Genomic DNA, 13,667 nt, shown 5'->3' on the forward strand with positions numbered 1-13,667 from the left:
GCATTGCGCACGGGGCGGGGGCTGCCTGTCAGTGCAGCTTCAGGCGCGGCTCGGTGCCACGGCCGATGCGGCTGCCGAGCATCAGCATAAGGGTGCGGAAAGTGCCATACAGCGCCATCTGGTGCATGCGGTACAGCGACACGTAGAACATCCGCGCCAGCCAGCCTTCGAGCATCACGCTGCCGGTCAGGTTGCCCATCAGGTTGCCGACCGCCGAGAAGCGCGACAGCGACACCAGAGAGCCGTAGTCGCGGTAGGCGTAGGTGGGCAGGGCCTTGCCTTCCAGGCGCGCCTTCAGGCTTTTGGCCAGCAGCGAGGCTTGCTGGTGCGCAGCTTGCGCGCGCGGCGGCACGTTGCGCTCGCTGCCCGGTTGCGGGCAGGCGGCGCAATCGCCGAAGGCGAAGATGTCGTCGTCGAGGGTGGTTTGCAGGGTCGGGCGCACCACCAACTGGTTGATGCGATTGGTTTCCAGACCGTCGATGTCCTTGAGGAAGCCTGGCGCGCGAATACCCGCCGCCCAGACTTTCAGGCTGGCCTCGATCACATTGCCATTGCTGGTCTTCAGGCTGTCGGCGGTCACTTCGCTGACGGCGGCGTTGGTCATCACGGTGACGCCGAGTTTTTCCAGGGTCTTGTGCACCGGCACGCTGATCCGCTCCGGCAAGGCTGGAAGCACCCGTGGGCCGGCTTCGATCAGGGTGATGTGCATGTCTTCCGGGCGGATCCGGTCCAGGCCATAGGCGGCCAGTTCGTGCGCCGCGTGATGCAGCTCGGCCGCCAGTTCCACCCCGGTGGCGCCGGCACCGACGATGGCCACGCTGATTTTCGAGCTGGCGACGTCGCCGGCATGGGCGCGCAGGTAGTGGTTGAGCAGTTGCTGGTGGAAGCGCTCGGCCTGCTTGCGGGTGTCGAGGAACAGGCAGTGCTGCGCCGCGCCGAGGGTGCCGAAGTCGTTGGTGTTGCTGCCGACCGCGATCACCAGCGTGTCGTAGCCCAGGGTGCGCGCTGGCAGCAGCTCGCGGCCATCCTCGTCGAGGGTGGCGGCCAGCTGGATCTGCTTGGTGGCGCGCTCCAGGCCGCTCATGCGGCCGAGCTGAAACTCGAAATGGTTCCACTTGGCTTGCGCCACGTAGTTCAGTTCGTCTTCGGAGGAGTTCAGCGAGCCGGCGGCCACTTCGTGCAGCAGCGGTTTCCAGATGTGGGTCAGGTTGGCATCGACCAGAGTGATGCTGGCGCTGCCGCGCTTGCCCAGGGTTTTACCCAGGCGGGTCGCCAGTTCCAGGCCGCCGGCGCCGCCGCCGACAATCACGATACGGTGAGTCATGGGGATATCTCATAAGGTTTACGGAATTCGGGTCTTGAGTGGCCGGCCGCAGTAGGCGGGCGATGTGGGCGAGCGCAAGGCAGCTCATAGCACCAGGTAACTCAAGAGGCGGCTGAGCAGGCCCAGCGCGATAGTCACGGCAACCACCAGCACAAGGAGCAGCCACGGCCGGAAAGGCTTGCGCTCGACTTGGTGTTGGGGGGCTCGCAGGTAGTCATCGACACGTTGCTGGTCATCGGGGTTCAGACGGCTGGTCATGGTGGCCTCGTCAGATAGACGCATGAGACTGCAGGAAAGCTACAGTGTTCACTGTAGCCGCTGGCTCGGTGTGTACCTGACGGTTCAAAGCGTATCGGTCGGGCTTTTTAACATTGGCGCCGCTTTTTTGCCATCCCGCGATGGTGGGGGGGCCGATCAGAGGCTGATGCCGACGTCGAAGACGATGCTGCGGCCCAGGTTGCTGCGCAGGAAGTCTGGCGCGTCGGGGTGGGCGAAGATCACCCGGGCGAACGTCGGGCCCACCAGCGACAGCGAGCGCCAGCCCTGGCGCAGGTATTCGGTGGGGGGCGGGAAGTGGCTGTTGAGGTCAAGCACTTCGCGCTTGAGGCTGGCAAAGGCGATGATGTCCAGTTCGCCCAGGTCCAGGCCGCGTTCCTGGTAATTGTGGGCTTTCTTGCGCAGGGTCGGCGCCAGGCGTTGCAGCAGCTCCTGGGCGTTGATGCGGCGCGGGCGGGCCTCGCGGCGCACCAGTTGGCTGAGGGAGAAAGCACTGCGGCGGCGTTGCAGTTCTTCGCGCCATTCGTCGTTGAGGCGGCGGCCTTCGTCGAGCACGAAGAACACCTCGAAGGCGGCGTCGCGAAACAGCACATCGGGCGGTTCCTGGCCGGCGGCGGCAAAGTCTTCGCTACGGTAGGGAATGTTCAGGCCTTGCAGCAGGCGCTGGCAGACCCAACGCTCACGCTCCCATTTGCGGGCATTGGAGAGGAACGCATTGGCTTGTTCGGCCTGAATGGTGAGCAGGCGCAGGTAGTCTGAGTCGTCCATGGGAACAAGCTTAGCGTTCAAAGTGTGAATGCTGATAGGGCGGTGGGATAAAAGTCTCTCGCCAGGCCAGCACCTACAGGTGTCACCTGACTTGCGTCAGCCCTGTCGCTTTTTGTTGTAGTCTTTTCTTCACTTCCTGCGGCAATCATCTTCAAATGTGCTGTTTAAACCGATAGTCTGCGGTGCATCTGCTCCGCCGAAGACTTCCAACTAAAACGAGCCGGCCATGACTGATTTGTCCCGTACGCAAGGGTTCGCGAGCCAGGCGATTAGCGCCCTGGAAGGACGTTTCTTTCGCCCGCCACTGCCCGAGGGGCATGTGCCGCGCACGCGTCTGTGCCAGCGCCTGCATGCCGGGCTCGGCGGTCGTCTGTTATTGGTCAATGCCCCGGCCGGTTTCGGCAAGAGCTCGTTGGCGGTGGAATTCTGCGAGAGCCTGCCCAGTCACTGGCGCAGCCTCTGGTTTGGCCTGAGTCGACGCGACAGCGACCCTGGGCGCTTCCTCGAACGCCTGCTCGAAGGCCTTCAGCATTACTGCCCCAACCTCGGTAGCCAGGCCATGGGCCTGCTGAAAATGCGCCAGCGTCACCAGCCGTTCGCCTTCGAGGAGTGGATCGACAGCCTGCTCGACGACCTCGCCCTGCACCTGCATGCGCAACAGCCGCTGCTGCTGATCCTCGACGACTACCACCTGGCCCAGGGGCCGGTGCTCGACCGCTGCCTGCAGTTCTTCCTCAATCACTTGCCGCCGGGCCTGTTGTTGCTGGTCACCAGCCGTCAGCGCCCGGATTGGCACCTGGCGCGCCTGCGCCTGTCGCGGCAACTGCTCGAACTCAACGAACAGGACCTGCGCCTGACCCCCGACGAATCGCTCGCCGTGCTCGGCCAGCACCCCAGTGTGTTGCGGGGCCAGGCCCTGGACAACCTGATCCAGCGCAGCGACGGCTGGGTGGCCGGGCTACGTTTCTGGCAGTTGGCCGCCACCGAAGCTGGCGCCGACAGCGCCTTGCCACAGGCGCTGCATGGCGGCGAAGGGCTGATCCGCGATTACCTGCTGGAGGAAGTCATCGACTGCCTGCCCGGCGATGTGCAGGCCTTCCTCTACGACACGGCCTGTCAGGAGCGCTTCTGCAGCGACCTGTGCGACGCCCTGCGCGAAAGCCACGACAGCGCCGAGATCCTCCGTTACCTGCAAGCGCATCAGGTGTTCCTGGTGCCGCTCGACGAGCACGGCCACTGGTTCCGCTATCACCATCTGTTCTCCGACCTGCTGCGCAGCCGCCAGGCCAGTTTGCCGCTGGCCAGCCTGCACCTGCGCGCCTGCCGCTGGTTCCATGGCCAGGGCCTGCTCGACGAGGCGGTGGAGCAGGCCCTGCGTGCCGGCCATCTCGATGTGGCGGCGAACCTGGTGCAGAACCTGTCCGAAGAACAACTGCTGGCCGAACAGAACGTTGGCATGTTGCTGCGCTGGAAGATGGACCTGCCCGACAGTCTGCTGATCAGCACACCGCGGCTGATCGTGCTGTACAGCTGGGCGCTGGGCCTGGCCTGCCAGCTGGATGCGGCCGAGGAACTGGCCGCGCACCTGAGCCGCTTCCTGCCGGCGCCGTCGGCCACGGCGCAAAAATCCATGCTCGCGCAATGGCTGGCGCTCAGCGGCATCATCGCCCGTGGCCGGGGGGATCGTGCGCGCACCCGTTCCTATTGCGAGCAGGCCCTGCAGAGCCTGCCGCAGAAGCGTTATGGCCAGCGGCTGCTGTGCCTGTCGACGTTGTCCAACCTGGCCATTGCCGATGCCGACTTCTGGCATGCCCGGGGCTGGAACCGCGAAGCGCTGGAGCTGGCGCAGCGGGTGGGCAACCCGTTGTTCGAAGCGCTGGCCCACTACGACCGGGCGCGGGTGCTGCATGCCCGTGGCGAGGTGCTGCGCTCGATGGATGAAGTGCGCCAGGGCTTGCAGCGCCTGCATGGCTTGTCCGGGCAGCGGCTGTATGCGGTGCGCGCGCGCTTGATGCTGTACGACGGCTACCTGCTGGTGACCCGCCTGCAATGCGACAGTGGCCGCAGCCGGCTGCGCGCGGGGTTGGTGGAGGCGCGCGCCTGCCGTGATATCAGCGTACTGATCGGGCATTGCGCGCTGGCGCGGCTGGACGGTCGCGAGGGGCGTTTTACCGAAGCCTTCGCCGAACTGGCCGAGGCGGAACGGCTGATGCACATCTGGGATGTGCCGCCGATTTTCTACCTGGCGATGATTACCCTGGTGAAATGCGAGATCTGGCTGGCCCAGGGGCGTACCGATCTGGCCGAGTCGTGGTTGCTGCGTCTGGGCCAGACCTATGGCGGCGAGCAGGCCGCGGCTGCGCCGGAATTCCACCCGTTGCTGCCGCGGCACATCGAATTGCAGCAGGCGCGTCTGGAGCAGGTGCAGGGGCGCCTGGAACAGGCCGGGCAGCGTTTGCAGGGTTTGACTGCGCGCGGGTTGACCAGCGGTGGGCTGTTATTGAGTGTGACAGCGTTGTGTCAGCACATTGGTTTGTTGCTCGATCAGCATCAGCGCGAGGCCGCTTGCGAGCTGCTTGGGCAGGCGCTGGATGCGGCGCGGGGCGGGGCGTTGCAGCCGTTCCAGAATCTGCTCGACGAGCATCCGCAGTGGTTGCGCGAGCAGTTGCAGCAGCAACCGGCGGGGCCGGCGCAGCTGAGTTTGCTGGCGCTGTTGCCGGTGGAGGAAGCGCCGTCCGCGCCGCCGGTGTCCAGCGACCTGAGTGCCCGCGAATTGGCGGTGCTGAAGTTGATTGCGCAGGGCTGCTCGAACCAGGAGATCAGCGAGCAGCTGTTCATCTCGCTGCACACGGTGAAGACCCATGCCAGCCACATCAACGGCAAGCTCGGGGTGGAGCGGCGGACCCAGGCGGTGGCGCGGGCGAAGGGCATGGGGTTGCTCTGAGTTCTTCGCCGCCCGGCAATTCCTGTAGGCGCTGGCTTGCCTGCAATCTGCTGCGAAGCAGCAGCAAAACCATCCCGTTGGGAGTGCCAGTAGGAATGCGGATTCAGATACTACGAGCACTTCGCACCCGATCGCAGGCAAGCCAGCTGCTACAGGGTGTGCGGTGATTCGCCCCTGCGATCCCTATGCCGGCTTTGCCGGCGATGAGGCCGGTACGGGCCCCATCGCTGGCAAGGCCAGCCACAGGGTTGTGACTAGACCTGAAACCGGTTCACCAAACCATTCAGCGCCACCGCCAGGCGCGACAGGTCCTGGCTCGCCGCATTGCTCTGGTTGGCCCCCGCCGAGGTCTGCAACGACAGGTCGCGAATGTTCACCAGATTGCGATCCACTTCCCGCGCTACCGAGGCCTGCTCTTCGCTGGCGCTGGCAATCACCAGGTTGCGCTCGTTGATCGCGGCAATCGCCTGGGTAATTTCGGCCAACGCCTGACCCGAGGCCAGCGCCACTTCCAAGGTGCTGTGCGCCCGCGCATTGCTGTTGCGCATCGCCGCCACCGCACCTTCGGTGCCCTGCTCGATGCTGCCGATCATCGCTTCGATTTCCTGGGTCGACTGCTGCGTACGATGCGCCAGCGCCCGCACCTCATCCGCCACCACGGCAAAGCCGCGCCCGGCATCCCCGGCACGTGCCGCCTCGATGGCCGCGTTCAGCGCGAGCAAGTTGGTCTGCTCGGCAATCGAACGGATCACCTCCAGCACCTGACCGATGTTGCGCACATCGCCAGCCAGGTTCTCCACCTGGCCACAGGTGCGCGTCACGTCCTCGGCCAGCAAGCCAATCGACTCCACGGTCTCCTGCACCTGCGCCCGGCCATGCCGCGCGGTTTCATCGGTGGCACTCGACGCCTCGGAGGTGCTCACGGCATTGCGCGCCACTTCCTCCACTGCCGCCGTCATCTCGTTGACCGCCGTCGCCGCCTGTTCCACTTCGTTGCTTTGCTGATGCAGGCTCTTGGTCGAATCCTCGGTTACCGCTTGCAGCTCCTCGGACGCCGAAGCTAGCTGGCTCGAGGCATCGCTGATCTGCTGCAAGGTCGAACGCAAACTGCCCTGCATGTCGGCCAGCGCCTGCAGCAACTGCGCGGGCTCATCGCGGCCTTCAACGCTAATGCTCGCGCACAGGTTGCCCTGGGCAACCACCTGCGCCACCTCCACCGCCTGACGCAGCGGGCGGACGATACTGCGGGTCAACACCACCGCCAGCACTACAGTCAGCAACACCGTCACCAGCATCATGCCAAGCACCAGCGTGGTGGCGTTGGCGAACACCTCGCTGCTGGTCCCGGAAGCGGCGCGGGCTGCCTCTTTGTTCAAGTCGACCAGGGTAATCAGCTCCTTGACCATGGCATCGGCGTGCGCATACAGCTGATCGTTGGCGATCACCACCGCTTCGTTCTGTCGACCTTGCGCGGCCAGCGAACTCAGGCGCTCCTGCTCGTCCATGTAGAGCGCCTTGGCCGCCTTGAAACGCTCGTAGGCCTGCTGCTCGGCGGGCAGGGTAATCAGTTTTTCGTAATGCGCTTGCTCTTGCTGCAGGGCCTGTTTCAACTCGCTCAGGCGCTGCAGGTTGCTTTGCATGTCGTGCTCGTTACTCAAGGTAAGCAAGCGCAGGGTGATGGTCCGCACCCGCGATACGGTCAGGGCCACATCGTTGAGCGAGAGGATCGAAGGCAACCAGTTGTCGTCCACCACACGCGATTGATGGTTCATGCGCTGCATTTCCAGCAGCGAGAAGCATCCTAGCAACACGGCCATCAGCGTTATCAGCGCGAAGCCGAGGCTGGCGCGCAGGGAGATCTTCATGTTTCGCAATAGCATGTGTGCATTCCTTGTAATGGCAGTAAACAGGGGAGCACGCAAGTGAGCCCGCAGGCTCGGCAAGACAAAAAGGCACCCTCGACCCGGTCGAAAAGGTGCCTCTGTTATTTTTTGGTTTTTAGCGACTTATGGCGCAATGATGGCACTTTGCAGGTGGACGGTAAAGCAAAGGTGCCTGTCTGAGCCTATTGCAGCGGTACCTGTGGGCCAGCCTTGCCGGCGGTGGCGTCAGTAGAAACGCCGCGGATCCGGCGTGCTGATCAAGCTCGCCAACCGCGTCAGTGCAAACGCCAGTTCATCGCGGCTGGTTGGCGACATCAGCACCACTCGTACCCCGCGCGACAGCGCACCGCCACGCTCCGCCTGGAACTGCGAACCACTGAGAATCTGCACCCCCTGCGCCCGCGCCAGCAGGGTGAACTCGTCGGCGCTCCACGGCTCCGGCAATTCCAGCCAGAGGTGATAACTGTGCGGCTGGGTGCGCACCACCAGCCCGCGGAAGATCTGCGCGGCCAGCGCCTGGCGCGCCGCCGCCTCATCGCGCTGCATGCGGATCAACTGCTCGTCCAGGCCCGCAGTGATCACGTTGCTTGCCAGCTGCGCGGTCAGCGGCGACGGCATCCAGACGCTGCTGCGTACCATTGAGGTCAATCGCGACAGTAGGCGCGGCGGGCTGTACAGGTAACCGGTGCGCAACGCCGGCATCACCGACTTGGACAGGCTGGTGAGGTACACCGAACGCTCCGGTGCATAGGCGGCCAGCGGCGCAATGCTCGGGTCGGCGGCCAGGAAGCCGTAGATGTCGTCGTCCACCAGCAGGAAGTCGAACTCTTCGGCAATTGCCGCAATCTCCGCCCGGCGCCGGTGCGACATGCTCGCCGTGGTCGGGTTCTGGCAGGTGGCCACGCAGATCAGCAGGGCCGGGCGCTCCTGCTGGCAAATGTCGCGCAGGGCCGCTGGAATGATCCCTTCCTCATCCATCGGCACCCCGCGCAGGCGCCGCTGCAGGCCATGCGCCAGGGAGATGATGCCCGGGTAGCACAGCGCCTCGCACAGCACCAGGTCGCCACAGCCGCTCAATGCACTCATGGCCACCATCAGCCCATGTTGGGCGCCGGCGGTCACCACTACCTGCTGCCATTGCGCGTGCGGCAACGAGCGGCGCAGCCACTGCGCGCCCGCTTCGCGGTGTGCCGGGTGGCCGCCGTCGGGGGCGTAGTCCAGCGCGTCGGCGAAATCGGTGCTGCGCGCCAGGTTCACCAGCGCATCGCGCAGCCAGTATTCCAGCGATTCGCCGGACGGCTTGATGATCGACAGGTCCAGCACCTCGGCCCGGCCCAGCGCCAGCGGGCCCGGAGCCGCGGGCGGCGGCAGGCGGTCCTTGGCCTGCGGGTCGAGCACGTAGCTGCCACGGCCGACCTCGCCCTGCATCAGACCGCGTCGTTGCGCCTCGCTGTAAGCACGGCTAATGGTGCCGGGGGTGACGTCCAGCGCCTGCGCCAGCTCGCGCAGGGTCGGCAGGCGGTCGCCGTGCCGCAGCACGCCGTTGGCGATATCGCGGGCCAGGGCGTCGGCAATCGACAGGTACATCGGCTGGTTCAGGTCGTTGAGTTGTGGCACCCACATGGCCAGGGCTTCCAGGCAGAAACAATGTTGCGAGCCTACCATCTCATCGAAGCAATTGCTTCCGCACGTAAGGCAAATCAGTTATTGCATCGATTCAATTATTTCGATTAGATTCAACTTGCATCGACTCAATCATTCATACCCCCTGCGCGGAGCCTCCATGGATACCTTGCGAAAAGACCTCTCGCTGTCGGCGTTGATCGCCGGCTTTATCGCCGTGCTGATTTCCTATGCTGGCCCGCTGATCATCGTGTTCCAGGCGGCGCAGGCCGCGCAGATGTCCAGCGCCGAGGTGTCGTCGTGGATCTGGGCGATTTCCATCGGCAGCGGGGTAACCGGGGTGCTGCTCAGCTGGCGCCTGAAGGCGCCGATCATCACTGCCTGGTCGACCCCCGGTGCGGCCCTGCTGGTGAGCCTGCTGCCGCAGGTGTCGCTGGCCGAGGCGGTGGGCGCTTACATCGTGTCGGCGCTGATCATTGCCGTGGTCGGCCTCAGCGGTGCGTTCGACAAGCTGGTCAGCCGCCTGCCCAAGGCCATCGCCGCAGCCATGCTGGCCGGTATCCTGTTCCGCTTCGGCGCCGAGCTGTTCACTTCGATCAAGTTGCAGCCGTGGCTGGTGCTGTCGATGTTCGCCAGCTACCTGGTGTTCAAGCGCCTGTCGCCGCGTTACGCGATCCTCTCGGTACTGATCGTCGGCTGCGCGGTGGCCGCTTCGCTGGGCCAGCTCCATCAGGGGCAGATCACCCTGGCCCTGGCCGAACCGCAACTGATCGCGCCGCAGTGGAGCTGGCACGCGCTGATCAACATCGGCCTGCCGCTGGCGCTGGTGACGCTCACCGGGCAGTACGTGCCGGGCATGGCCGTGCTGCGCAGTTCCGGGTACCAGACCCCGGCGCGGCCGATCCTCTCGGTGACCGCCATCGGCTCGGTGCTGCTCGCGCCATTCGGCTCGCACGGCTTCAACCTGGCGGCCATCACGGCGGCCATCTGCACCGGCCGTGAAGCCCACGAAAACCCGGACAAGCGCTACATCGCCGGGATCGCCTGCGGGGCGTTCTACATCCTCATGGGTACCTTTGGCGCCACCCTGGCCTCGGTGTTCGCCGCCTTGCCCAAGGAACTGATCGCCGCGCTCGCCGGGTTGGCGCTGTTTGGTGCGATCATGACCGGCCTGGCCGGCGCCATGGCGGACGAAAAGCAGCGCGAACCGGCCCTGATTACCTTCCTGGTCACCGCCTCGGGCATGAGCTTCCTGGGCCTGGGCGCGGCCTTCTGGGGGCTGATCTTCGGCCTGCTCGCACATGGCGTGCTGACCTGGAGCCGTGAGCGTAGAGCACTGGGCGTCACCACCGGTTAAACGGGTGGCGATGGACGCGGGCAGTGGCAATTCGATATTGTGGCACGGCCTTCCCCGCAGATTGACCACTCACCCATGATCCCCGATTGGCTTGCCGCTAGCGCCGTAGTTGTGCTGTTGACCCTGCTCGTGGGCGCCTGGCGCCGAGAGCGGCGCTTGCGTGCGCGGCTGCGCGACACCGAGGCGACGCTGGCCCGCGAGCGCCGCGCCGACGATGTCGAGCGTTACCAGCGTAGCCAGTACTTTGCCCGGATCGGCACCTGGGATTGGGACATCGACACCGAGCAGCTGTACTGGTCGGAAGCGATCTATGGCATGTTCGGTTACCAGGTCGGTGAGATTACCCCCAGCTACGAACTTTTCTGCAACAGCGTGCACCCCGACGACCGCGCCCAGGTGCGCGCTGGCGAGCTGCGCTGCATCCAGACCGGCGAGAACCACGACGAAGAGTACCGTGTGGTCTGGCCCGACGGCAGCGTGCGCTGGCTGCGCGAGACTGGCAACATCGTCCGTAATGCCAACGGCGTGGCGGTGCGGATGATGGGCGTGGTGCGCGACATCACCGAGGAAAAGGCCTCGGCCAGCCAACTGCAACAGCTGGCGCATCACGACGCGCTGACCGGCCTGCCGAACCGTCTGGGCCTGGAGCGGCACCTCTCGCACAGCCTTGAACAGGCCCGCGCCAGCGGTGCCCGGGTGGCGCTGGTGTTCCTCGACCTGAACGGTTTCAAGGCGATCAACGACCTGCACGGGCATGCCATCGGCGACCAGGTGTTGATGTCGACCGCCGGACGGCTTAAGCAATTGCTACGTGCGGCCGATACCGTAGCGAGGATCGGTGGCGACGAGTTCGTGCTGATCCTCGAAGGACTGCCGCCTGGTCATGGCCTGGCGGTGGAACTGCAGGTGATCTGCAAACGGATTCTTACGGTGCTGGCCACGCCCATGCCGTCTTCGGTGGGTACCTTGCAGGTGGGTAGCAGCCTTGGCGTGGCGGTGTTTCCGGACCACGCCGCAAGCATGGACACGTTGATCCATCACGCCGACCTGGCGATGTATGAAGCCAAACGCAGTGGCGACAATCAGTACCGGGTTTCTGCGTCCTCTTAAATTTTCCAATGCAGGTTGTGTGGATGCTGGTGTACAGCCAAAAAAGCTTTCTGATCGTCGATGACTTCACCGACTTCCGCACCTCCGTCCGCTCGATGCTGCGGGAGATGGGCATCAAGGACGTCGACGTCGCCGAAAGTGGCGAAACCGCGCTGCGCATGTGCGCGCAGAAGCGTTATGACTTCATCCTGCACGACTTCCACATGGGCGACGGCAAGAAGAACGGTCAGCAGGTGCTCGAAGACCTGATGCTCGACAAGCTGATCAGCCATGAAGCGATTTTTCTCATGGTCACGGCCGAGAGCAGCCAGGCAGTGGTGCTCAGCGCCCTGGAACATGAGCCTGACGCGTACCTGACCAAGCCGTTCAACCGTCTCGGGCTGACCCAGCGGCTGGACAAACTGGTACAGCGCAAGACCCTGCTCAAGCCGATTCTGCAGGCCCTCGACCGTGGCCGCCCGGCCGACGTGCTGCTGGCCTGCGACAACCTCTGCAAGCAGGACCCGCGTTTCGCCCCGTTGTGCCTGCGCTACCGTGCCGATGCGCTGGCGGCGTTGAACCGGCATGAAGACCTTGAGCGCTTCCTCAAGGCGATCCTGGCCAACCGGCCGACGCCGTGGGCCTATGCGGCGCTGGGCAAGCTGCTGTTCAAGCGTGGCCAGGCCGGCCAGGCCAAGGAAATTTACGAGCAGGCCATCAAGACCTTCGCGATGATGCCCGGCCTCTATGACGGCCTGGCCGAAGTGCTGGCCTCGGCCGGCGAAACCAAGCGCGCGCAGAGCATCCTCGAAGAGGCCGTGCGCCTGTCGCCGCTGGCGGTGCGCCGGCAGATGCAACTGGGCAAGCTGGCGCTGAACAACGCTGACTTCGACAGTGCTTCCAAGGCGTACCGGCAGGCGGTGAGCCAGGGCCAGAACTCGCGCTTCAAGGACCCGGAAAGCAACCTCGGCCTGGCCCAGGCGCTGATCAGCAAGAACCATGGCAATGGCCTGGATGCGCGTACGCGGGTGGAGATCAACCAGGTGCTTGGCGACGTTGCCAAGGAGTACACCGACGACCAGGGCTTGCAGGTGCGGGCGCGGCTGATCAAGGCCACCGGCCTGGCCCAGGCCGGCGATGCCGAGACCGCGGCCAAGCTCACCGAAGCGGCGATTGCCCGGCTCGACAACATGGATCAGTTCTTCTCCGCCGAAACCGCGCTGGCGGTGGCCTCACAGTTGCAGCAACTGGGCCAGGCGTCGGCCGGCAGCGCCCTGTTGAAGAACTGCGTCGAGGTGTATGGCGATGACCCGGCGGTGATGAAGAACATCGCCAAGCTGACCGACGATCCGAGCATTCTCGGCGCCGGCAACGAGGCCGTCGACCTCAACCGTCAGGGCGTACGTGCCTATCAGGCGGGGCAACTGGCCGACGCGCTGGGCCTGTTCCGCCGCGCGCTGGGCTTGCAGCCGAAGAACATCAGCATTGCGCTGAACACCGCCCAGGCGCTGTTGCGCCTGGGCGGCGAGAAGCCGCCGCTGGCGCTGCTGGAAGAGTGCCGCACGTGCCTGGGCAAGGTGGCCGGGATCCCCGACAGCGACCCGCGCTACGAGCGCTATCGCAAGCTGCAGATCCGGGCGGTGAGCGTATGAACGCCAAGGGCGAAGGGCTGGAATTTTCCACGGTGATCGCGTCCACCGTGCATGACATGAAGAACTCCCTGGCCATGCTGATGCAGGCGCACGGTCAGTGGCTGGCGCGGTTGCCGGCAGCGCAGGGGCAGGGCGCCGAGCAGGCGGTGATCGAGCATGAGTTCGCCCACCTCAATGGCATGCTGGTGCAACTGTTGGGCCTGTACAAATTGAACGTCAACCAATTGCCGATGTGTCCGGGCTATCACGAGCTGGACGATTTCGTCGAAGCGCAACTGGCCGCGCATCAACAGGCCCTGGACAGCCGCGGGATTACCACGCGCTACCAGATCGATGCCTTCAACCCGCTGGGCTTCTTCGACCGTGAGCTGGTCAGTTCGGTGGTGTCGAATGTGCTCACCAATGCCATTCGCTATGCCGGTCACGCGTTGCTGATCACAGTGAGCGACGACGGTGAGCAACTGGCGCTGAGCATCAACGACGACGGGCCGGGTTATCCACAGGCGATGATCGACCGGCAGGCGGACTATGTGCAGGGCATCAATCCGCACACGGGCAGCACCGGGTTGGGGCTGTACTTCGCGTCGCGGATCGCCGCGCTGCACGAACGCAATGGCGTGCGCGGGCGGATCGAGATCGGCAATGGTGGGGCGTTGGGCGGTGGGATGTTTACCTTGTATCTGCCATAGCCGTTGTTCTGATCGACCCGCTGCTCTGGCGTTCGGCGCAGAGCACGGGCCGCCGCCGGCAT

General features: G+C 64.9%; 10 protein-coding genes and 1 pseudogene. 5 read left to right on the plus strand and 6 right to left on the minus strand.

The genetic code is table 11. The features are described 5' to 3' along the window. Positions 1–28: 28 nt before the first annotated feature. The 3 genes from DCO48_RS04375 to DCO48_RS04385 all read right to left on the minus strand — a co-directional run bounded on the left by DCO48_RS04375 (position 29) and on the right by DCO48_RS04385 (position 2,368). Positions 29–1,324 (minus strand): NAD(P)/FAD-dependent oxidoreductase, encoded by a 1,296-nt coding sequence (locus DCO48_RS04375; protein ID WP_116549392.1) that lies wholly within the window; start codon positions 1,322–1,324, stop codon positions 29–31. An 84-nt stretch (positions 1,325–1,408) separates the two neighbouring features. Next, a complete protein-coding gene (locus DCO48_RS04380; protein WP_116549393.1) occupies positions 1,409–1,582 on the minus strand; it encodes a DUF3094 family protein in 174 nt (57 codons plus the stop codon). Between the two features lie 156 nt (positions 1,583–1,738). Continuing rightward, on the minus strand, positions 1,739–2,368 hold the full coding sequence (locus DCO48_RS04385) for a DUF1780 domain-containing protein (RefSeq protein WP_116549394.1): 630 nt from the start codon (positions 2,366–2,368) through the stop codon (positions 1,739–1,741). Between the two features lie 226 nt (positions 2,369–2,594). On the opposite strand from DCO48_RS04385, the gene DCO48_RS04390 reads away from it, so the two are divergent. Continuing rightward, on the plus strand, positions 2,595–5,312 hold the full coding sequence (locus DCO48_RS04390; RefSeq protein ID WP_116549395.1) for a LuxR C-terminal-related transcriptional regulator: 2,718 nt from the start codon (positions 2,595–2,597) through the stop codon (positions 5,310–5,312). A 254-nt stretch (positions 5,313–5,566) separates the two neighbouring features. Here the strand turns inward: DCO48_RS04390 and DCO48_RS23150 are convergent, their stop codons facing one another. From DCO48_RS23150 to DCO48_RS04400, 3 genes and pseudogenes are all read right to left on the minus strand, one after another. Further along, positions 5,567–6,430 carry a methyl-accepting chemotaxis protein gene (locus DCO48_RS23150; protein WP_371919481.1) on the minus strand — a complete coding sequence of 288 codons (864 nt, stop codon included), beginning with the start codon at positions 6,428–6,430 and terminating at the stop codon, positions 5,567–5,569. Continuing rightward, a pseudogene (locus DCO48_RS23155) lies at positions 6,425–7,192 on the minus strand (MCP four helix bundle domain-containing protein); the annotation flags it as partial. The pseudogene DCO48_RS23155 and the gene DCO48_RS23150, both read right to left, overlap by 6 nt. 228 nt (positions 7,193–7,420) lie before the next feature. Beyond that, a complete protein-coding gene (locus DCO48_RS04400) occupies positions 7,421–8,818 on the minus strand; it encodes a PLP-dependent aminotransferase family protein (protein WP_116549397.1) in 1,398 nt (465 codons plus the stop codon). 160 nt (positions 8,819–8,978) lie between these two features. Between DCO48_RS04400 and DCO48_RS04405 the strand changes: the two genes are divergently transcribed. The 4 genes from DCO48_RS04405 to DCO48_RS04420 all read left to right on the plus strand — a co-directional run bounded on the left by DCO48_RS04405 (position 8,979) and on the right by DCO48_RS04420 (position 13,605). Continuing rightward, the gene (locus DCO48_RS04405) at positions 8,979–10,175 is read left to right on the plus strand and encodes a benzoate/H(+) symporter BenE family transporter (RefSeq protein ID WP_116549398.1); all 1,197 of its coding nucleotides are present in this window, start codon (positions 8,979–8,981) and stop codon (positions 10,173–10,175) included. A gap of 75 nt (positions 10,176–10,250) precedes the next feature. Next, positions 10,251–11,285 carry a sensor domain-containing diguanylate cyclase gene (locus DCO48_RS04410; RefSeq protein WP_116549399.1) on the plus strand — a complete coding sequence of 345 codons (1,035 nt, stop codon included), beginning with the start codon at positions 10,251–10,253 and terminating at the stop codon, positions 11,283–11,285. A 23-nt stretch (positions 11,286–11,308) separates the two neighbouring features. Beyond that, positions 11,309–12,916, plus strand: a complete 1,608-nt coding sequence (locus tag DCO48_RS04415) for a tetratricopeptide repeat-containing response regulator (RefSeq protein ID WP_116549400.1) — start codon at positions 11,309–11,311, stop codon at positions 12,914–12,916. Beyond that, on the plus strand, positions 12,913–13,605 hold the full coding sequence (locus DCO48_RS04420; protein ID WP_116549401.1) for a sensor histidine kinase KdpD: 693 nt from the start codon (positions 12,913–12,915) through the stop codon (positions 13,603–13,605). Before DCO48_RS04415 ends, DCO48_RS04420 begins: the two co-directional genes overlap by 4 nt. Positions 13,606–13,667 lie beyond the last annotated feature (62 nt).

The organism is Pseudomonas sp. SDI (assembly GCF_003105155.1).
Lineage (GTDB): Bacteria > Pseudomonadota > Gammaproteobacteria > Pseudomonadales > Pseudomonadaceae > Aquipseudomonas.

Excerpts from the sequence above, each read along its gene's own strand:
- DCO48_RS04415 (WP_116549400.1), top strand. The coding sequence starts at position 11,309 with ATGCTGGTGTACAGCCAAAAAAGCTTTCTGATCGTCGATGACTTCACC.
- DCO48_RS23150 (WP_371919481.1), bottom strand. The coding sequence starts at position 6,430 with ATGCAGGGCAGTTTGCGTTCGACCTTGCAGCAGATCAGCGATGCCTCG.
- DCO48_RS04390 (WP_116549395.1), top strand. The coding sequence starts at position 2,595 with ATGACTGATTTGTCCCGTACGCAAGGGTTCGCGAGCCAGGCGATTAGC.
- DCO48_RS04385 (WP_116549394.1), bottom strand. The coding sequence starts at position 2,368 with ATGGACGACTCAGACTACCTGCGCCTGCTCACCATTCAGGCCGAACAA.
- DCO48_RS04400 (WP_116549397.1), bottom strand. The coding sequence starts at position 8,818 with ATGTGGGTGCCACAACTCAACGACCTGAACCAGCCGATGTACCTGTCG.
- DCO48_RS04380 (WP_116549393.1), bottom strand. The coding sequence starts at position 1,582 with ATGACCAGCCGTCTGAACCCCGATGACCAGCAACGTGTCGATGACTAC.
- DCO48_RS04420 (WP_116549401.1), top strand. The coding sequence starts at position 12,913 with ATGAACGCCAAGGGCGAAGGGCTGGAATTTTCCACGGTGATCGCGTCC.
- DCO48_RS04410 (WP_116549399.1), top strand. The coding sequence starts at position 10,251 with ATGATCCCCGATTGGCTTGCCGCTAGCGCCGTAGTTGTGCTGTTGACC.
- DCO48_RS04375 (WP_116549392.1), bottom strand. The coding sequence starts at position 1,324 with ATGACTCACCGTATCGTGATTGTCGGCGGCGGCGCCGGCGGCCTGGAA.
- DCO48_RS04405 (WP_116549398.1), top strand. The coding sequence starts at position 8,979 with ATGGATACCTTGCGAAAAGACCTCTCGCTGTCGGCGTTGATCGCCGGC.